We start from the raw sequence: 20,793 nt of genomic DNA on the forward strand, positions 1-20,793 counted from the left end.
CCTCTGGTATTTATGCTCTCCCCGCCGCTGCCTCAAAGGGGCAGTGGCAGGGTCGGCAGCTGACGGGTATAGTGTGCAAAAGCGCTGGGCACCGACAGCTGCTCTTCGATCTCCTCCAAGGTGTACAGGGGCTCTTGGGGTGGTGCGCTCAGGTCGGCCAGGTACCCCTCCATCTGCCACACGATATGGGTAAAAATATGCTTGGCCGCCCCCAGCGGGCGCAAGGTGTGTACGCAAAACCCCTGTGCGGCCAGCTGCTGTTGACACTCCTCCGCGCCTAAATGGCCCGGCAGGCACAGGTACTGGTACATACCGCCCAACAGCCCGCTCTCCGGCCGCCGCTGCAGCAGGATGCGCCCCTGCCAGCGGGCCACCACCACCGTCCACTGTTCATTGCGTTTGGCCTTTTTGGGGGCCTTATGGGGCAGGTGGTGATGGGTCTGCAGCGCCCGTCCGCGGCAGATGTCCCCCAGCGGGCAGCTGGGACACAAAGGCAGCGTGTTGGGCAGGCAGATGGTCGCCCCCAGCTCCATCATCGCTTGGTTAAAGTCCCCCGGTCGGTGGTGTGGCATAGCGCTGAGCACCAGCTCGCCAAAGGCCTTTTTTACCCGGGGCTGCAAAATGTCGCTGTCGCAGCTGATGAGCCGTGCCATCACCCGCAGTACATTGCCGTCCACTGCCGGAAAGCGCTGGCCAAAGGCGATAGAGGCGATGGCCCCGGCCGTGTATGCGCCGATGCCCGGCAGCTTGAGCAGCGCGCAGTAGTCGCCCGGCAGTCGGCCCCCGTGGCAGGCCACCACCTCCCGGGCACATTTTTGCATATTTTTTACTCGGTTATAGTAGCCCAGCCCCTCCCACAGCTTGAGCAGCTGGTCCTGGGGCGCGTCGGCCAGTGCCTGCTCATCGGGCAGCGCGGTCACAAAGCGCTCAAAGTAGGGCAGTACCGCCGCCACCCGGGTCTGCTGCAGCATGATCTCCGACACCCACACCCGGTAAGGGGTGGGCCGCTCACGCCAGGGCAGCACCCGGGCGCTGCGGTCGTACCACTGCAGCAGCGGCTGGCTCATCGCCGCCAGCAGTTCCCGGCACTCTCCCGGGGCTAGGTCTGTATGTAAGATCTCGTCCATAATCCTCCGGATCGGTATCGGTCGGCCGGGTACCACGAGAGTGTCCCGGCAAAAATCTCTTTACCGCCCAAGTATAGCACATCTGCGCCCCACAGGGCCATAAAAAACGCAAATACCCACTTTTTGGACACTTATGGCCACCAGTGCAGGAACCTATCGGTCGGTCTGGCATAGCATGACACAAAGAGCTGGCCCGCCAGACGGCAGGTTCTCCGCAATTTGCCGCTCCTGTGCCAAGCAGCGGCCAGCCCAATACCAAAATCGATGGGGGAGATATTGACATGGCATTTCTTATGAAAAAGACCCTGGAATCGGTAGCAGTAGAGGACTCTGACGCCTGCTGCGAGGTACACGGCTGCATCACCGCGCCACCTGCCGCCCAGAAGATGCGCATCATGCTGGAGGTCTTCGGCCTGCGCGATATGGACTACTACATCTTTGTAGAGGTCCGCGACAGCGAATGTGAGTGCGGGGAGACCGTGGCCACCGCCAGCTACTTTACACCGGTACGGCCGGAGGGCTGTGACTGCAAGACCGAGATCCCGCTGGAGATCATGGTGCCGCTCACCGGCTGCCAGAGCTGCGAAGATATGGTCGTCGACGTCTGCATCCAGTACGTGGGCTGCTCCTGCCGCTAGTCACCTGAGTAAAGGGGTATCCATATGTAAAAAAGGGCCGCTCTCGCGGCCCTTTTTGTCGGTTTATCTGCCCCGGCAAGGCGTCCGCTCAGTCGTCTCCGGCGGTCAGATTGTCGGCAAAGGCAGACAGCTCCTTGTAGGTGTGCACGTTCTCGGCCCGGTCACCGATCATGCCCTGCACATACTGGGGCAGCGCCGCAAACAACTGGTGGGCCTTTTCGCTTCGATCGATGAGTTCGTACAGGTCTTGGTAGCGGGTGTTTTTCTTTTCCTTTTTCACCGTTTAGCCCTCCTCTTGATCAAAAAGGGGTGTACTTGGCCGCCAGCATCCCCACGGCTCGCTGCAGCTCCTCAAAGCTGCCGATATCCAGCGCGTCCAGCTTGCGCTTTATAAACACCGGCTGGCTGCAGTAGTACTCGTAGGCCGATAGGTCCTGGTCCAGCAAATCCGACAGCCCCAACCGGTAATACAGTTCCTCGGCCATCACTGTCCCCCTTTTTTGCGGTAGGCGATCAGTATCAGCTCGTCCCCCAACACGTCGGCGATCTGGCGCTCCACCTCGCCGATGGTCAGCGCCTCCTGCGGGGTCAGGGGGGCGATCTCGTACTGCTGCGCGTTTTGTTCTCCCATGTCTCTCTCCTTTTCTCTAGCGGGGCGGTCCGGCGGCAGGTCCCCATAAAAAATCGATTTCGCCCCGCACTGTTAGTATGGAGCGCGCCGCCGGCACCATCCATGGAAAATCTCAGCGCTACAGGCCGTACACCGATTTTGGGTTCTATTTGGGTTATACTAATTTTATGAAAAAAGCCCGCATATCGCCGCCTGCCGGCGACCGAGAGACGAGAATGATGAGGGGGAAAAGATACATGCCCATACAACCCAGTGAACAGCGGCCCAAACAGCCGGTGCGCTATACACGCCCCAGCGATGCACAGCTAAAAAAGCGGCTCACGCCCCAGCAGTTTGCCGTGGTGCGCAAAGACCATACCGAGGAACCCTACAGCAGCAGTTATTGGCAGGAGCAGCGGCCCGGCATCTATGTCGATATCGCCACCGGCGAGCCGCTCTTTTGTTCCAACGACAAATTTGACGCCGGCTGCGGATGGCCCAGCTTTACCCGCCCCATCCGGCAAGACCTGCTGGAGGAACGGCCCGATCACTCGCTGGGCATGTGCCGCACCGAGGTGCGCAGCAAGCTGGGCGACAGCCACCTGGGCCACGTCTTTGACGACGGCCCGGCCGAGCGCGGCGGCCTGCGCTACTGCATCAACGCCGCCGCACTGCGCTTTATCCCCAAAAGTGAGATGCAGCGCGCCGGTTACGGCTATCTGTTACCGCTGGTCGACGGCTGAACCGCCAGCCTTTTTAAAAATGTCAAAGCACAGGGCCGCTATCCATGCGGGCGGCCCTGTGCTTTTTATTTCTCTCTCACGAGTGGTGCGGGTGCTGGCTGTTGCGGGCAAAGCGCCGCTTGAACAGGTCGATGAAGCCCCGCGGTTCAAAGGGGCAGATGGGGGAGAGGTAGCGGTCTCTGGTGATGGTAGAATTGACCGCGGCCATGATAAAGATCAGCACCAGCCCGGCGCCAAAGCCCCAAATACCAAACGCCCAGGTCAGCACCAAAAGCCCCATGCGGCAAAATTTGATCGAGTAGCCCAGCTCGATGCTCGGCTGAGAAAAGGTGGCGATGGCCACGAACGACATGTAGAAGATCGTCTGCGGGATCGCCACCCCCGACTGCACCGCAAAATCACCCAGTATCAGCCCGCCGACGATGCTAAATGAACTCGAGAGCACCGAAGGGGTGTTGATGCTGGCCAGCCGCAGCCCATCGATGGCGAACTCGATGAGGATGAGCTGCAGCACGATGGGCAGCGCCGAGGTGTTCTCCACCTTTAAAAACGAAAATAGCGATGGGATCTTGTCGGGGTAGTGCAGCGCCAGCATCCACACCGGGGTGATGAGCATGGTGACAAAGGCAGTGGAGATGCGGATCATCTTCATATACCACCCCACCAGCGGCGGAAAATAGAAGTCGTCGGCCTCCTGGGTAAAGTCTACCAGCCGGGTGGGCAAAATGATCGAGGTGGGGCAGTTGTCCACCAGCAGCACCACCCGCCCCTCCACCAGGTTGGCGGCGGTCACGTCCGGGCGCTCGCTGTTGCGCACCTTGGGGAACGGGTTGAGCGATGGCCGCGGCAACAGCAGCTCCACCAGGTTCTGCTGGTTGATGATCTCGTTTTTTACATCCAGCTGCTGTAGGCGCTCCCGCAGCGACTGCAGCAGTTTTTCATCGGCTTTGCCGCCGATATAGCCCACCACGACGTCGGTCTTCGACTGCGCCCCCACCGAGAAGATCTCAAACACCAGCTTGGGGTCGCGGATGCGGCGGCGGATCAGAGCGGTATTGAATACCACCGTCTCGGTAAAGCCGTCGCGGCTGCCCCGCAGCACCTTGTCCTTTTCCGGCTCGTCAACGCCTCTGGCCGGGTAGGTGCGGGTATCTAAAACAATGCAGCCCTCCAGCCCCTCTATAAGCATCAGCGCCGGCCCGGCCAGCAGGCTGTCCACCGCCTTTTGGGGGTCTGTCTCTACCGTGTACTCCACATAGGGCATAAACTGGTCGCCAAATTGTTCCAGCGACTGCAGCCGGTCCATCTGCTCTTTTTTGATAGAGTACCAAAACTGCATGATGCGCTGCAGCAGGTCGTCCTTTACAAAGCCGTCGACAAAGTACATCGTGCACTGCCGCTGGCCGATAACGATGGCTTTTTCCAGCAGGTCAAAGCTCTTTTCCATGGGCAACAGGGCCCGCAGCTCGTCAGGTCTCACAGCACTCACCTCCAACAGTCAGTCTGCCCGGTAAAAAGTTGCCCTATGCAGCGCTCGTCATTGCCAGCAGTCCGCTGCACATGCTAAAATAAAACCAATGTGAAAGATGTGATTGTGTAGATAGGGAGGTGACTTGACCGTGGAGGATAAACTGCTCGACAGCTGCCCAGCCGCGATCCGCCAGCGCTTGCTGGCCCGCAGTTTTGACCCGGGCGAACTGCTGCTCTTGCAGGGAGAGCAGGAGCACTGGCTCTACCTGCTGCGGCAGGGCCAGGTAGAGATCTTCAAGCAGCTGGCCGATGGGCGTCAGTTCTCGGTGGGGCTCATGCAGCCGGGGGTGCTCATCGGCGACCTGGAGGCGCTGGGCCAGCAGTCGGTGCTGCACACCGCCCGCGCAGTGACCGCCTGCGAAACGCTCTGCCTCACCCGGGAGGACTTTTTCGACTGGTGCCGTTCCAGCTGGCCCTTTTGCCGTCAGGTCATGGACCAGCTGGCCCAAAAAGTGGTGCTGCTCTCCCAGCAGGCGGCGCTCAACAGCTGCGCCACTCTCGACCAGATCCTGCTCCTAGAACTGGCCCAGGCGGCCCAGCGCGGCCAGTCACAGCTCGACAAAGCGCACGTGGTCTGGCAGATGGCCGCCGCCCCCCGCAGTACCAACCGGGTGCTGGCCCGCTTTCGCCAGCAGGGGTTTATTGATGTCGACCGCACCGCCATCACCATTCTCGACCGCGCCGCCCTGTTCGCACAGGCCCGCCGCGCCGGGCTCTCCTGCCAAAACGGCCACTGGCGATTTATACAATAACAGCGCCGCATTTTAGGCGCCTTATCGGACCTGGGTCCTTGCCGGGGGCAGCGGCCCCAGTCTATCATGATAGGTGTAAACAGCATCGCGCCCGGCGCGGTGCCCACCTAATAACAGAAAGGCGGCAATGCGACATGATCACCCAGATTTACTCCATCCAAACCGTAGAAGAGGCGCTGGCCTGCATCGAGGCTGGGGCCGACCATCTCGGCCTGCTGCCCGAGCAGCTGGAAGACGGCAAGCCCATCCCCTGCGGGGTGCCCAAGTCGGTCTGCCACGATATCCTAAACGCCTGCCGCGGCAGAGCGGTGCTCTCTTTCCTATCGGTTAACGACGACCCCCAGTTTTACTACGACATGGCCAGCGAGTACCACCCCGACATCATCCACGTCACCGGCAAGCGCTTTTTCGTCAGCGAGCCGTTCGTCAAAACGATCAAAGAGCTCTCGCCCGGCACCCGGGTCATGCAGGCGGTGCCCATGACCGGCCCCGAGGCGGTGGATTTTGCCAAGAAATACGCCCAGTGGGCCGACCTGCTCATTTTAGACTCGGTGGCGCCGGACCACGATGAGATCGGCGCGGCCGGCGTCACCCACGACTGGGATCTCGATCGCCAGATCGTGGAGTCGGTCGATGTCCCGGTCATCATCGCCGGCGGCCTGGGCCCCGACAACGTGGCCGCCGCCATCGAGCACGTCCGCCCCTGGGGCGTCGACTCGCTCACCAAGACCGACGAGTTCCTGCCCGACGGCACGCGCCTGCAGAAAAAAGATATCGCCAAAGTGCGGGCTTTCTGTCAGGCGGCCAAAGCGGCCGGGAGGTGAGCGGCGGTGCCACAAAATAGAGCCGGCGTCCTCTGCGTGGGGGATATAAACGCCGATATCAACATCGACCGCCGAGCCGTCAAGACTGTCACCCAGAGCGCCGAGGACCTGATGCGCGGCGGTTCGGTGGGCAATAAAGGCATGCTCTGCCCCGGCGGCACAGCGGCCAACACCGCAGTGGGCCTGGGTCGGCTGGGCACCCGCGTGGCCATCGCCGGCCTCATCGGGGCCGATGGCTTTGGCCAATTCTCCATCGACCACCTCGAAAAGGACGGGGTGGACACCAGCCATCTGGTGCGTCTGCCCGGCGGCTTTACCATGGTCACCGTCAACATCTTCGACCAAAACGGCGACCGCGAACTGAGCTTTGCCTTCCCCGAGCAGGGGGCGGCTTTCACACTGCTCACCCCCGATCACCTGCCCGATGCGCTGCTGGCGCAGTTCTCGGTATTTTACACCACCGGGGTGCCCATCCTGTTCGACCCCACCCGCAGCACGCTCATCGACTGTATGCACCGCTGCCATAAACTGGGGGTCACGGTGGCTTTCGACCTCAATATGCGCGTCGAGGCCCACGGCTATACCGACGATATCCGCCGCGCCTTCGAGCAGGCCGCCGCCGCGAGCGACATCCTGTTCGGCTCTGCCACCCAGGAGCTGCCCATCTTGACCGGCTGCACCGACTGGGTGCAGGCAGCGCAGAAGTTGAGCCGGAGCTGCCGGGTGGTAGTGAGCAAAAACGGCGCCGCCGGGGCGGCGGTGTTCGGCCCCGGCGAGAGCTGCCAAATGCCGGCCTTCCCGGTATCGGTAAAAGACACGCTGGGCGCCGGCGACGCCTTTAACGCCGGGTTCCTCACCGCCTATGTGCAAAACAAGTCCCTGCGCGACTGCCTGCTGTGGGGCAGTGCCGCCGCCGGCTACTCCATCCAGTTTACCGGCAGCCGCACCACCCCCAACAGCCGGCAACTGGCCGCTTTTATGGCCGAGCACGCCGATATCGCCGCTCAGATCGGCCCGGTCGCTGTCTAGAATACAAAAAGAGCACCTCTCAAGAGCGCACCGGTGACCTCGTGTCCCCGGTGCGCTCTTTCTTGGCCCGCCGCCGGCGCCCGGCAGCGAAAAACGGCCAAAAGACGAGGATGGACGATTTTGACGGCCCTTTCGGTTGACAGCACCCCGTCAAAAATAGTAGAATGTTTTTAAGAAAACTATACAGAAATCAAAGTCAGCCGGTACTCTTGTCAGAGCACCGGCTGTAAATTGGGAGTGTGCAAATGGTCAGGAGCATGACCGGTTACGGCCGCAGCCAACAGCAGCTGGGCGGCTACGACATTTTGGTAGAGCTCAAGAGCGTCAATCACCGCTATTTCGAGTTCGCCTGCAAGACCCCCCGCATGTACGGCTACCTGGAGGATAAACTCAAGGCGCTGGTCTCGTCGCAGGTCTCCCGCGGCAAGATCCAGCTCAACCTCTATCTCCAGGCCATCCAGGGGCAAGATACCCATATCGCCGTCGATCGGGCGGTGGCCGCCGGCTATGTGCAGGCGCTGCGCGGCGTGCAGCAGGAGCTGCAGGTGCGCGATGACCTCTCGCTGTGCGACGTGGCCCGCTTCCCCGATGTGTTTCTGGTGCAGCGCGCCCAGGAGGACCCCCAGCAGGTGTGGCAGCTGGTGAGCCAGGTGGCCGCCGCCGCGCTGGAGGAGTTTTGCACCATGCGGCAAAAAGAAGGCGCCCGCATGGCAGAAGACATCACCTGCCGCGCGTCGCGGGTGGGCCAGCTGGTCGACGAGATCGAGGTGCTCTCCCCCCAGACGGTACAGGCATATCGGCAGCGCCTGCAGGCCAAACTGCAAGAGATACTGGAGAGCCGCCAGATCGACGAGGCCCGCATCCTCACCGAGGCGGCCATCTTCGCCGACAAGGTGGCGGTGGACGAGGAGGTCGTGCGGCTGCGCAGCCACATCCGCTCGCTGGAGGAGATCTTTGCCGCCGGCGGCGCCGTGGGCCGCAAGCTCGACTTTTTGGTACAGGAATTTAACCGCGAGGCCAATACCATCGGCTCCAAGTGCTCCGATATGGCCGTCACCAAGCTGGTAGTCGAGCTCAAGAGCGAGATCGAGAAGATGCGCGAACAGGTGCAAAACATCGAGTGACGGCCCCAGCGGCAGGAGAAACAGTATGAAATTACTCAACATAGGCTTTGGCAACATGGTCTCGGCCTCCCGCCTGGTGGCGGTGGTCAGCCCCGAGTCGGCCCCCATCAAGCGTATCATTCAGGAGGCCCGCGACAAAGGCCTGCTCATTGACGCCACTTACGGGCGGCGCACCCGCGCGGTCATCGTCACCGACAGCGACCACGTGGTGCTCTCAGCCATCCAACCCGAGACCATAGCCGGCCGGCTCGACGAAAAACAGGAACTCATAGAGGAGGTACAGCTGGAAGATGGGCAGTGACAGCAGGGGTATTTTATACGTGCTCTCCGGGCCCTCGGGCTCGGGCAAAGGAACGGTCATCCGCCATATGCTGCAGCAGGATGCCGACCGCTTCGCCTTTTCGGTGTCGGCTACCACCCGCAGCCCCCGCCCCGGCGAGATCGACGGCAAAGACTATTTTTTCATCACCCGCCAGGATTTTGAAAACAAGATAGCCAGCGGCGAGATGCTGGAGTACGTGGAGTACTGCGGCAACTACTACGGCACGCCCCGCGCCCCGGTCGAAGAGACCCTGCGCCAGGGCCGCGACATGCTGCTGGAGATCGAGGTGACCGGCGGCAAGAACGTAAAGCGCCTGCTGCCCGAGGCGGTGCTCATCTTCATCGCCCCGCCCAGCATCAAAGAGCTGCGCGAGCGCCTCACCGGCCGCGGGACCGAGGACAGCGCCACCATCGAGCGCCGCCTCGAAGTGGCCAGAAGCGAGCTGGGTGAGTACGTCAACTACGACTACCTGGCCCTAAACGATACAGTGGAGCAATGCGTGGGCCGCATCGGCGCCATCATGCAGGCCGAAAAGACCGCCACCACGCGCATGCGTGCATTTATGGAAAGAGTGATACAACATGTCTAATACCAAAAGAGAGACCAATATGCTGCGCCCGGCCATGTCCGAGCTGTTAGAGCCCAACCAGAGCTACTATTCGCTGGTAGTGGCCGTCGCCAAACGCGCCCGCGAGATCTGCGAGGAGGCCGAGGAAGAAAAAGAGATCCTCACCGAAAAGCCGGTCAAGCTGGCGGTGGAGGAGTTTGCCGACGGTGAGTGCTCGGTGCGCCCGGCCACCCACCACGATAACGACTGAACACGATATCTATAGCAGGGGAGGGGCCAGCCCCTCCCCCTACGCCTTTTATGACCGATAGCGCCGGCGGCGAGCCGGCCAGCAGAGGGGGAAACGCCTGTGGACTATACCGGAAAAAAGGTGCTGCTGGGCATCACCGGCGGTATCGCCGCCTATAAGATGGCCAACGTGGCCAGCGCCCTGACCAAGTTAGGGGTCGACGTGCACGTCATCATGACCGAGAACGCCACCCAGTTCATCACCCCGCTCACCTTCGAGACCCTCACCAAAAACAAGACCTATATCGATACTTTCGACCGGCTGTTCTCCTGGGATGTCAAGCACATCTCGCTCAACACCGGGGCCGATCTGTTCGTGGTGGCCCCGGCCAGCGCCAACATCATCGGCAAATTTGCCGGCGGTATCGCCGACGATATGCTCACCACCACCTTTCTGGCCGCCACCTGCAAAAAGATCATCGCCCCGGCCATGAATACCGCCATGCTGCAAAACCCGGTGGTGCAAAAAAACATCCAGACGCTGCGCGACCTGGGCATGCTCATCCTGCAGCCCGGCAGCGGGCGGTTGGCCTGCGGCGACATAGGCGCCGGCCGTCTGCCCGAGCCCCCCGAGCTGGTGGACTGTATCCTGCGCCAACTCGAGCAGCGGCAAGACTTGGCCGGCAAACGCATACTGGTGACCGCCGGCCCCACCCGCGAGTTCTTAGACCCGGTGCGCTTTATCTCCAACCGCTCCACCGGCAAAATGGGCTATGCCATCGCCGACTGTGCCCGCCGCCGCGGGGCCGAGGTCACGCTGGTCACCGGCAAAGTACAGCTGATCCCGCCGCCGGGGGTGGCGATGGTGCCCATCGATTCGGCCAGCCAGATGTACGAGGCGGTGATGACCCGGCTGCCGACACAGGATATCATCGTCAAAGCCGCCGCCGTGGCCGACTTCACCCCGGCGCAGTTTGCCGACGACAAGATCAAAAAGTCTCAGTCCGACGGCACGCTGCAACTGGTGCGCACCAAAGATATCCTAAAAGAGGTGGGCCACGCCGCCGCTCCGGGCCAGGTGGTCTGCGGCTTTTCCATGGAGACCCGCGACCTCATCGAGAACTCCCGCAAAAAACTCGACAGCAAGCACTGCGACCTCATCGTCGCCAACAGCTTAAAACAGCCCGGCGCCGGGTTCGGCGTCGACACCAATGTGGCCACGCTGCTGTCTAAAGACGAGGAGCTGCCGCTGCCGCTCATGAGCAAAGAGGAGCTGGCCGACCGCCTGCTGGATAAACTGCTGGCCATCTACCGGCAAAAAAATCCCGCCGCGCAGTGATCGGTGATCGGCGCGCGCTAGGCCGGCAGTACCGGACCGTGGGTGGCGCGCGGCAACTTGTGCCCGGCCTGTTTATCCGATCGCCTGCATGTCGGCATACCGGCCCGATGTGCGCGTGCGCGATCGGGAGGAAAGATCGTTACCACACTTAAAAGCAGCCCGTGCCGCTCTATGCCGCTTTCGGTGTCGGCTGTACGCGCTGTCAAAAAAGGGGGGCGGCCATTGTCCGCGGCAAAACGTATAGCGACGGTAGCGGTGGACGGTGCCGCTTTCTACTTTGACCGGGGCTACAGCTATCTCGTACCCGACGAGCTGGCTCCCCAGGTGCGCCGCGGCGCCCGGGTCACGGTGCCTTTTGGCCGCGGGGGCCGGGTGCGCAGTGCGCTGGTGCTCTCCTGCGAGGATAGAGATGCGTGCGACTGTACCGGCTACAAAACGATCGCCACTGTGTACGACAGCGAATTGTGCGACAGCCCCGAGCTGTTGGACCTCATCGACTACTTAAAAGAGTCCACTTTCTGCACCTGGTACGACGCGGCCAAAGCCATTTTGCCCGCCGGGGCCGGGGTGCACATCCGCGAGTACCTGCAGCTCACCGCCCCCGATACCGCCCCCCGGTCCGAGACCGAGGCCCGGGTGCTCGACTGTCTGGCCGCACAGGGCGGCCGAGCCGAGCTGCGGGCGCTGTGCCGCCAGCTGGAGCTGGAGCCCGGCGACCGCGCGATCGCTGAGCTCCTGCGCCGGGGGGCGCTGCTCAAAACGGCCGAGAACCGCCGCCGCTACGTCAGCGACCAGGCCACCAGCATCGCCGCCACCGCCGGCTTTTCGGGCAAGCTCACCGCCAAACAGCAGCAGCTCTACCAGCTGCTGGCTCCCTGCGGCAATACCGGTATGCCGCTGCGCGCGGCGCTGTACCAGACCGGGGTCACCCGCTCGGTGGCCGACCGGCTGGTGCGCGCCGGCGCTGCCCGCTACTTCGAGCAGTACGACTACAAAGAGGTGTTCACTGTAGAAAGCGGCGGCGAGCAGCCGGTGCAGCTCACCTGCGCCCAGCAGCAGATCGCCGCCGATATCCGGGGCCGTATGGACAGCGGCAGCTGGGGCTGCGACCTGCTCTACGGGGTCACCGGCTCCGGCAAAACGGTGGTGTTCGTCGACCTCATCCGCCACGCGCTCGAGCAGGGGCGGCAGGCTATGCTGCTGGTGCCCGAGATCTCGCTCACCCCCCAGGTGATCACCCGCTTTAAAAAGCTCTTTGGCCAGCGGGTGGCGGTCATCCACTCGGCGCTCTCGGTGGGCCAGCGTCTCAGCGAGTACCGGCGCATCCGTCAAAAAGAGGCCGATATCGTCATCGGCACCCGCTCGGCAGTGTTTGCCCCACTCGAAAACATCGGTCTCATCGTCCTCGACGAGGAGCAGGAGAGCAGCTATCACTCCGACTCGGCCCCCCGCTACCACGCCCGCGATGTGGCCTGCTGGCGGGCCCGCCGCCACGGGGCCCAGGTGGTGCTGGCCTCGGCCACCCCCAGCATCGACACCTATTACCGCGCCAAAAAAGGCGAGATCGCACTCTACCAGCTGCCGGCCCGCTACGCCGGTGCGCAGCTGCCCCAGGTACAGATGGTGGATATGCGGGCCGAGATGGCCGCCGGCGCGGTGGAAGATCTGTCGCGCCCCCTGCGCCGCGAGCTGCAAAAAAACCTGCAGGCCGGCAAGCAGAGCATCCTGCTGCTCAACCGCCGGGGGTACCACACCTCGGCCACCTGTCCCACCTGCGGGGCGGTGGCCAAGTGCCCCCACTGCGACATACCGCTCACCTATCACCGGGCCAACGGGCGGCTCATGTGCCATTACTGCGGCTACTCGGCGCCTATGGCCACCTGCTGTGACAACTGCGGCGAACCCCATCTGCGCCTGCTTGGCGCCGGCACCCAAAAGCTGGAGGACGAGCTGGAAAAGGCGCTGCCCGGGGCCCGCATCCTGCGTATGGACACCGATACCACCGCCTCCAAAAACGCCCACCGCACCTTTTTAGAGGCTTTTTCCCGCGGCGAATACGATGTGCTGGTGGGCACCCAGATGGTGGCCAAGGGGCTCGATTTTCCCGGCGTCACGCTGGTGGGGGTGCTGGGTATCGACAACCTTCTGGCCGGCACCAGCTACCAGAGCTACGAGCGCTGTTTCTCACTGGTCACCCAGGTGGTGGGCCGCGGCGGCCGTGGGGCCGATGCCGGCCGCGCCATCCTGCAGACCTTCGACCCGAAAAACCGGGTGCTGCAGCTGGCCGCCAAGCAGGACTACGACACCTTCGCTACGGAGGAGCTGCAGGCCCGCCGCTATCTGCTCTATCCGCCCTACTGCCACATGGCCATGTTCTCGCTCTCGGCCACCCAGCGCGAGAGCTGCCTGCAGGCCGGCCGGGCGCTGATGGAGATACTGGGTCAGCTGGCCACCGGCGAGTATGCGGGGCTGCCGCTGCGGCTCATGGGCCCCACCCCGTTTCTGGTCGAGCGGGTCGGCGACCGCTACCGCTACAAGATCATCGCCAAGTGCCGCAAAGACGCCCGCACCCGCCAGCTGTTTCGCACCGCGATCCTGCAGCTGGCCGAGCAAAAAAAGCTGTTCGGGGTGCGTTTAGCAGTCGATTTCTGGCCGCAAGGCGAGATTTAAAGCCCAAAGTAACAGTTTATTAACAATTGAGAAACCAAACCGCATCCGCCCGGATGCTATAATAAGAGCACTGCAAAAGCACTGCGCAGCCGCATCGCACTGCGGTTTTACGGCATATTTACCGGGGCGCGCCCCACAGATATAGGAGATGAAACGATGGCATACCGCAATATTTTGACCAAAGAGCAGGAGATCCTGCGCAAAAAGAGCCGCCGGGTCGAGGTGTTCGACGACAAGCTGGCCACCCTGATCGACGACATGTATCAGACGCTGGAACAGGCCGAAGGCGCCGGCCTGGCCGCCCCGCAGGTAGGCGTTTTGCGCAGGGTAGTAGTCATCAATGTGGGCGATGGCCCCATGGAGCTGGTAAACCCCGAGATCCTCTGGACCGAGGGGGAGGATGACGGTCTGGAGGGCTGCCTGTCATTTCCCGGCCAGTGGGGCTTTGTGGTGCGCCCGCATAAATTGCGGGTGCGCTTTCAGGACCGCACCGGCGCCGTGCACGAAGAGGAAGGCGAGGACCTGTTTGCCCGCTGCGTGTGCCACGAGCTGGACCATTTAGACGGCGTTTTGTATGTGGACAAAGCCGAGAAGATGCTCACCCAGGAAGAGCTGGAGGAGCTGGTGGCCGAGAAGCAGGCCGAGTACGAGGCCGAGCAGGAGCAGGCGCACTGAGCAGATAAGGGGGCCGATTTATGAACATCGTCTTTATGGGCACACCGGAGTTTGCCGCTGTCAGCCTGCAGGCGCTGGCCGACAGCGGGCACCGGGTCGTCGCCGCATTTACCCAGCCGGATAAGCCGGTCGGGCGCAAAAAAGTACTCACCGCACCGCCGGTCAAACAGCTGGCGCAACAGCTCGGCATCCCGGTATACCAGCCCGCCTCGGTCAAAAAAGCCGAGACGATCGAGCTGCTGGCCAGCCTGCAGCCCGACCTCATCGCCGTGGTGGCCTACGGCAAAATACTGCCTCAGCAGGTCATCGATCTGCCGCCGCTGGGCTGTATCAACGTCCACGGCTCGCTGCTGCCCAAATACCGGGGCGCCGCACCTATCCAGTGGTCGGTGATAAACGGGGAGAAGACGACGGGCGTCACCACCATGTATATGGACGCCGGTCTCGACACCGGCGACATGATCTACACCGACACCGTCGAGATCGGCGGGGACGAGACCTCCGGCCAGCTGTATCAGCGCCTGGCCAAGGTGGGGGCCGATCTGCTCCTCAAAACGCTCACGGGCATCGCCGACGGCACCGCGCCCCGTCAAAAGCAGGACGACGGTCAGTCCACCTACGCCCCCATGCTGGACAAGCAGATCGCCGAGCTCGACTTCTCGCTTACGGCACAGCAGGTACACGATCACATTCGCGGCCTAAATCCCTGGCCGGTAGCCCATACTTTTTTTGACGGCAAAAAGCTCAAGGTGTTTTCCTCTCGGGTGATTTCGGGCGCTGCCGGCACCGCCGCCGGCCAGCTGACCGCCGACGGCACACTGCAGGTGGCCTGCGGCGACGGCGGAGTCGTAGCCCTGACAGATGTATTGCTCGAGGGGTCAAAGCGCATGAGCGCAGAGCAGTTCTTGCAGGGGCATGGTGCAAAGTGCCGCCGCGGGCTGCAGCTGGGCCGCAAAATGGGGGAATAGCCCCCAAAAAGGAGGGGCATACATGCCTTTTTTCTACTTTGACTACTACTATCTGCTGCTGGTGGTCCCCGCACTGCTCATCACCGTGTGGGCCCAGTACAAGGTAAAGTCCACCTTTGCCCGCTACAGCCGGGTGCTCTCCAGCCGTGGCATCAGCGGCAGCCGCGCGGCAGAGGATATCCTGCGCGGGGCCGGCCTTTACGACATTCGGGTCGAGCCGGTGGCCGGCAGCCTTACCGACCACTACGATCCGCGCGCCGGGGTCATCCGCCTCTCGCAGGATGTGTACGGTTCCACATCGGTGGCCTCCATCGGGGTCGCCGCACACGAGGCCGGGCATGCGCTGCAGCACGCCGAGCACTACGCGCCGCTAAAACTGCGCAATGCTATCATCCCACTCACCAATTTGGGCTCCACGCTGTCGATCCCGCTGGTGCTCATCGGCTATTTCATGGGCGCGCAGCCACTGGTAACTGCCGGTATCGTGCTGTTTTCCCTGGTGGTGGTATTCCAGCTCATCACGCTGCCGGTAGAGTTTAACGCCTCCCGCCGGGCCATCGCCATCATCGGCCAGCAGGCCATGCTCTCCAGCGAGGAGCTGCAGGGGGCCAAAAAGGTGCTCACCGCCGCCGCGCTCACCTATGTGGCGTCGCTCTTGGTATCGCTGGCCAACCTGTTGCGGCTGGTGCTGCTGTTCGGCCGCCGCCGCAACGACTAGATGTAAGCAAAAAGGAGGGCTGCACATGGCAGCTGGGCAACAAAACCCCCGACTGGTAGCCGTACAGGTGCTCACCCGGTGCGAGGACGGCGGCTACGTCGATGCAGCTCTCGATGCCGCCCTGCAAAAAAGCGGGCTGCCGGCCAAAGAGCGGGCGCTGTGCACCCGCATGGTCTATGGGGTCACCGCCGCCCGCCGTCGGCTGGATGCGCAGCTCGCAGGGTACTGTGCGGGCAAAAAGCTCACCCCGCCGATTTGCAACACGCTGCGGCTGGGCCTGTACCAGCTGCAGTCGATGGATGGGGTGCCCGATGCCGCCGCCGTCAACGAGACCGTGCGGCTGCCGGCTCTGCTGCGGCAAAAAAGTGCCACCGGTCTGGTCAATGCCGTGTTGCGCTGTTACCTGCGCGATGGCAAACCCACTTATAGCGGCAGCGATTTGTCGGTGCGCTATTCGGTAGAGCCCTGGATCGCCAAGATGTGGTGTAAGGCCTACGGAGAGGAGCAGACACGCCAGCTGCTGGCCCGTTTCGAGGGCGAGTTTCCCACGTTCATCCGGGTCAATACGCTCCGGACTACCGCCCCAGACCTGATCCGGCGCCTCTCTGATGAGGGGCTGACAGCCGAGCCCACCGCGCTGCCAAACTGCCTGCTCTTGCGCCGTACCGGCTACCTGCCGGGGCTGCCCAGCTTTGCCGAGGGGCTGTTTCATGTACAGGACCTCTCATCGCAGTACTGCTGCCAGGCGCTGGGTGCCCAGCCCGGCGACACGGTACTCGACTGCTGCGCCGCCCCCGGCGGCAAGAGCTTTACTGTCGCCCAGTACATGGGCGGCCAGGGGCGGCTCTGCGCTTTCGATATCTGGGCACAAAAGCTGCCCAAGATCGAAGATGGCGCCCGGCGCCTGGGCATCATAAACCTCACTGCCGCTTGTCACGACGCCACCACCCCCTATACCGGGGTGCCGCTGGCCGACAAGATACTGTGCGACGTGCCCTGCTCGGGGTTGGGTATCCTGGGCAAAAAGCCCGACTTGCGCTACAAGCAGCGCGGCGAGATCAAAGATCTGCCCGATCTGCAGCTGCGCATCTTAAAACAGGCGGCAGAACAGCTGCGCCCCGGCGGCGTGCTGGTGTACTCCACCTGTACCCTCAGCCCCAATGAAAATCAGGGCGTGGTGGGCAAATTCCTGCGCGACTGCCCCGATTTTACCGCCGTCGATCTCACCGGTCTGTGTCCCGGCGCCACCGTCACCGACGGCATGGCTACACTGCTGCCCCATCAAACGGGCAGCGACGGCTTTTTTATCGCCAAACTGAAAAGGGGAACCCCATGCAACAGATAAATGGTCTCTCTTATGCACAGGTAGAAGAGCTGGTCAAGGCGTGCGGCCAACCGGCCTACCGCGCCGGCCAGCTGTTTGGCTGGCTGCACCAAAAGCGCGCCGCCGCCTTCGAGGATATGAAAAACCTGCCCAAGGCCTTTCGCGAGCAGCTGGCAGCGCGCGGCACCATCGCCAAAGTGACCATCGAGAAAAAGCTGGTCTCCCAGCTCGACGGCACCGTAAAATACCTGTTTTCACTGCCCGACGGCGAGACGGTAGAGTGCGTGGTCATGCGCTATAAGCACGGCCTGTCCATCTGTCTCTCCACCCAGGTGGGCTGCAAAATGGGCTGCAGTTTCTGCGCATCCACACTGGCCGGCTATGTGCGCGATCTCACCGCCGCCGAGATACTCGATCAGATCTACACTGCCGCCGATGATCTGGGCGAGCGCATCGGCAACATCGTGCTCATGGGCATCGGCGAGCCGCTGGACAACTACCAGAACGTGCTGGATTTTATCCGCCTGGTTACCGATAGCCGCGGTATGGATCTCAGCCCCCGGCACATCACACTCTCTACCTGCGGCATCGTGCCGGGTATTTTAAAGCTGGCCGATGAGGGGCTGCCCATCACGCTCTCCATCTCGCTGCACGCGCCAAACGACGCGCTGCGCGACCAGCTGATGCCGGTCAACCGCAAATACCGCATCCACCAGGTGCTCGCCGCCTGCCGCCAGTTCGAGCAAAAGACTGGCCGCCGCATAAGCTTCGAGTACACGCTTATCGACGGGGTCAACGACAGCCGTGACTGCGCCCGGCAGCTGGCCGACCTGTGCCGCGGTCTCATGTGTCATGTGAACCTGATACCGGTCAATAAAGTACAGGAGACCGGCTACACACAGAGCCATCAGGTCTCGCAATTTCAGGCCTGGCTGCAAGACCGGGGAGTCAACGCCACGGTACGGCGCACACTGGGGCAGGATATCAGTGCCGCCTGCGGCCAGCTGCGCCGCCAGAGCTTGCAACAGTAGTAGGAGGAGACAGTATGCTTAGGATCGTATCTCAAACCGATACCGGTGTTATGCGGCAGCAAAATCAAGACTGCGCCAAATCCGGCGCTCTGGCCGACGGGACCATCTGGTCGGTGGTGTGCGACGGTATGGGCGGCGCGGTGGGCGGCGCTATAGCCAGCAAACTGGTGGTCGACGCCTTCGAGCAGTCGGTGGACGAGGGTCTCGACCAGCTGCCCAGCGGGTCGCTCAAAAACTTTTTAGAGGTGGCCATCTCCCGGGCCAACAACTTGATGATCGACAAGATCATGGAGCAGCCCGAACTGGCCGGCATGGGCACCACGCTGGTGGCCTGTGTGGTCAAAGACTCGGTGGCACATATCGCCCATGTGGGCGATTCCCGCGCCTACTTACTGCAAAAAGACGATATCGTGCAGCTCACCCGCGACCACTCGATGGTACAGGTGCTGGTAGACCAGGGACAGATCTCGCCCGAAGAGGCCAAAAACCACCCCAAGCGCAACGTCATCACCCGGGCGGTGGGTATCAACCGCAACATAGATATCGACTACGACGAGATCCCTCTGCAGGATGGGGATATCCTGCTTTTGTGCACCGACGGGGTCACCGGCCATATCGATGACCGTGAACTCTGGCAGCTGGTGCGCGAACACGACTTTTTCGATGCGGCCCAGGCGCTCATCGACGAGGCCAACGCCCGCGGCGGCAGCGACAACTCCACTGCAGTTTTGATCGGTTAGGGGGCAGGTCACTATGGACAAATATATCGGAAAAAGACTGGATGGCCGCTACCTGGTGCAGGAGATCATCGGCATCGGCGGCATGGCCAACGTGTACAAAGCCACCGACCTGCTCGAGCAAAAAACAGTGGCGGTCAAGATCCTCAAAGACGAGTTTGCCGAGAACGAGGAGTTCATCCGCCGCTTTAAAAACGAGTCGCGGGCTATCGCTCTGCTCTCCCATCCCAACATCGTCAAGGTGTTCGATGTCAACTTCACCGACCGCATCAACTACATCGTCATGGAGCACATCGACGGCATCACTTTAAAAGAGTACATCCAGCAGCAGGGGGTGCTCACCTGGAAAGATGCCGTCCACTTCACGCAGCAGATATTGCGGGCGCTGCAACACGCTCACGACCGGGGCATCATCCACCGCGATATCAAGCCGCAAAACATCATGCTGCTGCCCGACGGTTCGCTCAAGGTGATGGATTTTGGCATCGCCCGCTTTGCCCGCAGCGAAAATCGCACCATCACCGATAAGGCCATCGGTTCGGTGCACTATATCAGCCCCGAGCAGGCCCGTGGGGACGAGACCGACGCCAAAGCCGATCTCTACTCCACCGGGGTCATCCTCTTCGAGATGCTCACCGGCCAGCTGCCTTTCGAGGCCGATACTGCCGTCAGTGTGGCCATTAAACAGATATCCGATAAACCGGTATCCCCCCGCTCTATCAACGCCGATATTCCCGAGGGGCTGGAGGAGATCACCTTAAAGGCCATGCAGAAAGATGTAAATCTGCGCTATCAGTCGGCCTCAGAGATGCTCCTGGATATCGAGGAGTTTAAAAAGAACCCCTCCATCAGCTTCCAGTACAAGTATTTCGTCGACGCCGAACCCACCAAATACGTAAATGCCATCGAAGACGTGCGTGAAAAGCAGACCCAGCCGCCAGAGACCGGCAAAAAAACGTCCGGCGCCAAACCGGGCAAAAAAAAGGTCAACAATATGGTGGTGCTGGGCGGTGTGGCCGCAGCTTTTCTGGTGGCGGCGCTGCTGCTCATCATCGGCATGGTGCTGGTCAATACCGGCGTGTTCGGCGGCAAAAAGGTATCGGTCCCACAGGTGACCGGTCTCACCTATACCCAGGCCAAAGAGCAGTATAAAGACTACACTTTCAAAAAAGAAGAGGCCTACAGCGACAAGGTCGAAAAGGGGACCATCATCTCCCAATCGCCCCGCGCGGGCACCAAGATCAAAAAATCGCAGGCCATCACTGTAAAAGTCAGCAAGGGCCCCGAGGTGGTAAAGATCCCCGACCTCTCAAATGTCGAGGCCTCCAGCGCCCAGCGCCAGCTGGAAAAGATGGACCTGGTGGTGAGCGTCACCCGCGAAAAGAGCGACACGGTGCCGCTCAAGTACGTCATCCGTCTCGATCCCGAAGCGGGTACCGAGGTCAAAAAAGGCAGCACCGTAACACTGGTTGTCAGCGACGGGGCCGAAAAGGAAGAGGAGCCCCAGGATGAACTGGTCGAGGTGCCCAATCTCATAGGCCTGTCCGAGTCCAGCGCTCGCGCCGCACTGTCGGCCAAAGGGCTGACCATCGGCGGGGTAGAGAACGTCTATACCGACAGCGATGCCGACAAAGGCAAAGTCGTCAGCCAAAACCCCAGCAAAGGCATCCGGGTGGCCAAAGGTACGGTAGTCTCTATCCAGATCAGCGAGGGAAAAGAGCCCGCCGCCTCTTCGAGCCAGTCCAGCAGCTCTTCCTCCAGCTCCAGCTCGTCCAGCCAGTCCAGCTCCAGCTCCGGTTCCAGCGCTGACAGCGGCGAAGAAGGGGAGTAGCCGAT

At 61.9% G+C, this 20,793-nt stretch carries 23 protein-coding genes; 18 read left to right on the forward strand and 5 right to left on the reverse strand.

Annotated elements, in window-relative coordinates; translation table 11 throughout:
• Positions 1 to 32 precede the first annotated feature (32 nt).
• Positions 33 to 1,127: an A/G-specific adenine glycosylase gene (gene mutY, locus H8K20_RS03920; RefSeq protein ID WP_186487538.1), complete on the reverse strand. Its 1,095-nt coding sequence runs from the start codon at positions 1,125 to 1,127 to the stop codon at positions 33 to 35.
• A 281-nt stretch (positions 1,128 to 1,408) separates the two neighbouring features.
• Here mutY and H8K20_RS03925 point away from each other — a divergent pair, with 281 nt between their 5' ends.
• Positions 1,409 to 1,765, forward strand: coding sequence for a hypothetical protein (locus tag H8K20_RS03925; RefSeq protein ID WP_105203698.1), 357 nt, complete (start codon positions 1,409 to 1,411; stop codon positions 1,763 to 1,765).
• A gap of 88 nt (positions 1,766 to 1,853) precedes the next feature.
• On the opposite strand, the gene H8K20_RS03930 is transcribed toward H8K20_RS03925, so the two are convergent.
• From H8K20_RS03930 to H8K20_RS03940, 3 genes are read right to left on the reverse strand one after another with little or no spacing between them, the layout of a single operon-like run.
• Positions 1,854 to 2,045, reverse strand: coding sequence for a hypothetical protein (locus H8K20_RS03930; RefSeq protein WP_105203699.1), 192 nt, complete (start codon positions 2,043 to 2,045; stop codon positions 1,854 to 1,856).
• A gap of 19 nt (positions 2,046 to 2,064) precedes the next feature.
• Positions 2,065 to 2,250 carry a hypothetical protein gene (locus H8K20_RS03935; protein ID WP_105203700.1) on the reverse strand — a complete coding sequence of 62 codons (186 nt, stop codon included), beginning with the start codon at positions 2,248 to 2,250 and terminating at the stop codon, positions 2,065 to 2,067.
• On the reverse strand, positions 2,250 to 2,396 hold the full coding sequence (locus H8K20_RS03940; protein WP_186487539.1) for a hypothetical protein: 147 nt from the start codon (positions 2,394 to 2,396) through the stop codon (positions 2,250 to 2,252). Before H8K20_RS03940 ends, H8K20_RS03935 begins: the two co-directional genes overlap by 1 nt.
• Before the next feature lie 236 nt (positions 2,397 to 2,632).
• On the opposite strand from H8K20_RS03940, the gene msrB reads away from it, so the two are divergent.
• The gene (gene msrB, locus H8K20_RS03945) at positions 2,633 to 3,118 is read left to right on the forward strand and encodes a peptide-methionine (R)-S-oxide reductase MsrB (RefSeq protein WP_207204800.1); all 486 of its coding nucleotides are present in this window, start codon (positions 2,633 to 2,635) and stop codon (positions 3,116 to 3,118) included.
• Positions 3,119 to 3,194: 76 nt separating this feature from the next.
• Here msrB and H8K20_RS03950 read toward each other — a convergent pair whose 3' ends face one another.
• Positions 3,195 to 4,598, reverse strand: coding sequence for a spore germination protein (locus H8K20_RS03950; protein ID WP_154865606.1), 1,404 nt, complete (start codon positions 4,596 to 4,598; stop codon positions 3,195 to 3,197).
• Positions 4,599 to 4,737: 139 nt separating this feature from the next.
• On the opposite strand from H8K20_RS03950, the gene H8K20_RS03955 reads away from it, so the two are divergent.
• The 16 genes from H8K20_RS03955 to pknB all read left to right on the forward strand — a co-directional run bounded on the left by H8K20_RS03955 (position 4,738) and on the right by pknB (position 20,788).
• Positions 4,738 to 5,400, forward strand: a complete 663-nt coding sequence (locus H8K20_RS03955) for a Crp/Fnr family transcriptional regulator (RefSeq protein ID WP_164998111.1) — start codon at positions 4,738 to 4,740, stop codon at positions 5,398 to 5,400.
• A gap of 134 nt (positions 5,401 to 5,534) precedes the next feature.
• Positions 5,535 to 6,224, forward strand: coding sequence for a phosphoribosylanthranilate isomerase (locus tag H8K20_RS03960; RefSeq protein ID WP_186487540.1), 690 nt, complete (start codon positions 5,535 to 5,537; stop codon positions 6,222 to 6,224).
• A 6-nt stretch (positions 6,225 to 6,230) separates the two neighbouring features.
• Positions 6,231 to 7,253, forward strand: a complete 1,023-nt coding sequence (locus tag H8K20_RS03965; RefSeq protein ID WP_186487541.1) for a PfkB family carbohydrate kinase — start codon at positions 6,231 to 6,233, stop codon at positions 7,251 to 7,253.
• A gap of 245 nt (positions 7,254 to 7,498) precedes the next feature.
• The gene (locus tag H8K20_RS03970; protein WP_154865604.1) at positions 7,499 to 8,377 is read left to right on the forward strand and encodes a YicC/YloC family endoribonuclease; all 879 of its coding nucleotides are present in this window, start codon (positions 7,499 to 7,501) and stop codon (positions 8,375 to 8,377) included.
• Positions 8,378 to 8,402: 25 nt separating this feature from the next.
• Positions 8,403 to 8,678 (forward strand): extracellular matrix/biofilm regulator RemA, encoded by a 276-nt coding sequence (gene remA, locus H8K20_RS03975; RefSeq protein ID WP_105203707.1) that lies wholly within the window; start codon positions 8,403 to 8,405, stop codon positions 8,676 to 8,678.
• Positions 8,668 to 9,288 carry a guanylate kinase gene (gmk, locus tag H8K20_RS03980; protein WP_105203708.1) on the forward strand — a complete coding sequence of 207 codons (621 nt, stop codon included), beginning with the start codon at positions 8,668 to 8,670 and terminating at the stop codon, positions 9,286 to 9,288. Before remA ends, gmk begins: the two co-directional genes overlap by 11 nt.
• The gene (gene rpoZ / locus H8K20_RS03985; RefSeq protein WP_243206175.1) at positions 9,281 to 9,517 is read left to right on the forward strand and encodes a DNA-directed RNA polymerase subunit omega; all 237 of its coding nucleotides are present in this window, start codon (positions 9,281 to 9,283) and stop codon (positions 9,515 to 9,517) included. The genes gmk and rpoZ overlap by 8 nt, the downstream gene beginning before the upstream one ends.
• A 99-nt stretch (positions 9,518 to 9,616) precedes the next feature.
• On the forward strand, positions 9,617 to 10,834 hold the full coding sequence (gene coaBC, locus H8K20_RS03990) for a bifunctional phosphopantothenoylcysteine decarboxylase/phosphopantothenate--cysteine ligase CoaBC (RefSeq protein WP_186487542.1): 1,218 nt from the start codon (positions 9,617 to 9,619) through the stop codon (positions 10,832 to 10,834).
• 222 nt (positions 10,835 to 11,056) lie between these two features.
• Positions 11,057 to 13,504, forward strand: a complete 2,448-nt coding sequence (gene priA / locus H8K20_RS03995) for a replication restart helicase PriA (RefSeq protein ID WP_186487543.1) — start codon at positions 11,057 to 11,059, stop codon at positions 13,502 to 13,504.
• Positions 13,505 to 13,660: 156 nt separating this feature from the next.
• Positions 13,661 to 14,179 carry a peptide deformylase gene (gene def / locus H8K20_RS04000; protein ID WP_105203711.1) on the forward strand — a complete coding sequence of 173 codons (519 nt, stop codon included), beginning with the start codon at positions 13,661 to 13,663 and terminating at the stop codon, positions 14,177 to 14,179.
• 20 nt (positions 14,180 to 14,199) lie between these two features.
• A complete protein-coding gene (gene fmt / locus H8K20_RS04005; protein WP_186487544.1) occupies positions 14,200 to 15,147 on the forward strand; it encodes a methionyl-tRNA formyltransferase in 948 nt (315 codons plus the stop codon).
• A 22-nt stretch (positions 15,148 to 15,169) separates the two neighbouring features.
• Entirely contained in the window at positions 15,170 to 15,865 is a 696-nt protein-coding gene (locus H8K20_RS04010; protein ID WP_186487545.1) for a zinc metallopeptidase, read from the forward strand.
• A 25-nt stretch (positions 15,866 to 15,890) separates the two neighbouring features.
• Positions 15,891 to 17,210, forward strand: a complete 1,320-nt coding sequence (rsmB, locus tag H8K20_RS04015; protein ID WP_186487546.1) for a 16S rRNA (cytosine(967)-C(5))-methyltransferase RsmB — start codon at positions 15,891 to 15,893, stop codon at positions 17,208 to 17,210.
• A complete protein-coding gene (gene rlmN, locus H8K20_RS04020) occupies positions 17,198 to 18,220 on the forward strand; it encodes a dual-specificity RNA methyltransferase RlmN (protein WP_186487547.1) in 1,023 nt (340 codons plus the stop codon). The genes rsmB and rlmN overlap by 13 nt, the downstream gene beginning before the upstream one ends.
• A gap of 14 nt (positions 18,221 to 18,234) precedes the next feature.
• Entirely contained in the window at positions 18,235 to 18,960 is a 726-nt protein-coding gene (locus tag H8K20_RS04025; RefSeq protein ID WP_105203716.1) for a Stp1/IreP family PP2C-type Ser/Thr phosphatase, read from the forward strand.
• Between the two features lie 13 nt (positions 18,961 to 18,973).
• Positions 18,974 to 20,788 (forward strand): Stk1 family PASTA domain-containing Ser/Thr kinase, encoded by a 1,815-nt coding sequence (gene pknB, locus H8K20_RS04030; RefSeq protein ID WP_154865597.1) that lies wholly within the window; start codon positions 18,974 to 18,976, stop codon positions 20,786 to 20,788.
• Positions 20,789 to 20,793: the final 5 nt, after the last annotated feature.

The sequence above is a fragment of the Neobittarella massiliensis (ex Bilen et al. 2018) genome (assembly GCF_014269355.1).
GTDB classification, from domain to species: domain Bacteria; phylum Bacillota; class Clostridia; order Oscillospirales; family Ruminococcaceae; genus Neobittarella; species Neobittarella massiliensis.

Bases quoted from the DNA above. Each gene is read 5' to 3' on its own strand.
- mutY (WP_186487538.1), bottom strand. From the start codon at position 1,127: ATGGACGAGATCTTACATACAGACCTAGCCCCGGGAGAGTGCCGGGAA.
- H8K20_RS03925 (WP_105203698.1), top strand. From the start codon at position 1,409: ATGGCATTTCTTATGAAAAAGACCCTGGAATCGGTAGCAGTAGAGGAC.
- H8K20_RS03935 (WP_105203700.1), bottom strand. From the start codon at position 2,250: ATGGCCGAGGAACTGTATTACCGGTTGGGGCTGTCGGATTTGCTGGAC.
- H8K20_RS03940 (WP_186487539.1), bottom strand. From the start codon at position 2,396: ATGGGAGAACAAAACGCGCAGCAGTACGAGATCGCCCCCCTGACCCCG.
- msrB (WP_207204800.1), top strand. From the start codon at position 2,633: ATGCCCATACAACCCAGTGAACAGCGGCCCAAACAGCCGGTGCGCTAT.
- H8K20_RS03960 (WP_186487540.1), top strand. From the start codon at position 5,535: ATGATCACCCAGATTTACTCCATCCAAACCGTAGAAGAGGCGCTGGCC.
- H8K20_RS03970 (WP_154865604.1), top strand. From the start codon at position 7,499: ATGGTCAGGAGCATGACCGGTTACGGCCGCAGCCAACAGCAGCTGGGC.
- remA (WP_105203707.1), top strand. From the start codon at position 8,403: ATGAAATTACTCAACATAGGCTTTGGCAACATGGTCTCGGCCTCCCGC.
- gmk (WP_105203708.1), top strand. From the start codon at position 8,668: ATGGGCAGTGACAGCAGGGGTATTTTATACGTGCTCTCCGGGCCCTCG.
- rpoZ (WP_243206175.1), top strand. From the start codon at position 9,281: ATGTCTAATACCAAAAGAGAGACCAATATGCTGCGCCCGGCCATGTCC.
- def (WP_105203711.1), top strand. From the start codon at position 13,661: ATGGCATACCGCAATATTTTGACCAAAGAGCAGGAGATCCTGCGCAAA.
- fmt (WP_186487544.1), top strand. From the start codon at position 14,200: ATGAACATCGTCTTTATGGGCACACCGGAGTTTGCCGCTGTCAGCCTG.
- H8K20_RS04010 (WP_186487545.1), top strand. From the start codon at position 15,170: ATGCCTTTTTTCTACTTTGACTACTACTATCTGCTGCTGGTGGTCCCC.
- rsmB (WP_186487546.1), top strand. From the start codon at position 15,891: ATGGCAGCTGGGCAACAAAACCCCCGACTGGTAGCCGTACAGGTGCTC.
- rlmN (WP_186487547.1), top strand. From the start codon at position 17,198: ATGCAACAGATAAATGGTCTCTCTTATGCACAGGTAGAAGAGCTGGTC.
- H8K20_RS04025 (WP_105203716.1), top strand. From the start codon at position 18,235: ATGCTTAGGATCGTATCTCAAACCGATACCGGTGTTATGCGGCAGCAA.
- pknB (WP_154865597.1), top strand. From the start codon at position 18,974: ATGGACAAATATATCGGAAAAAGACTGGATGGCCGCTACCTGGTGCAG.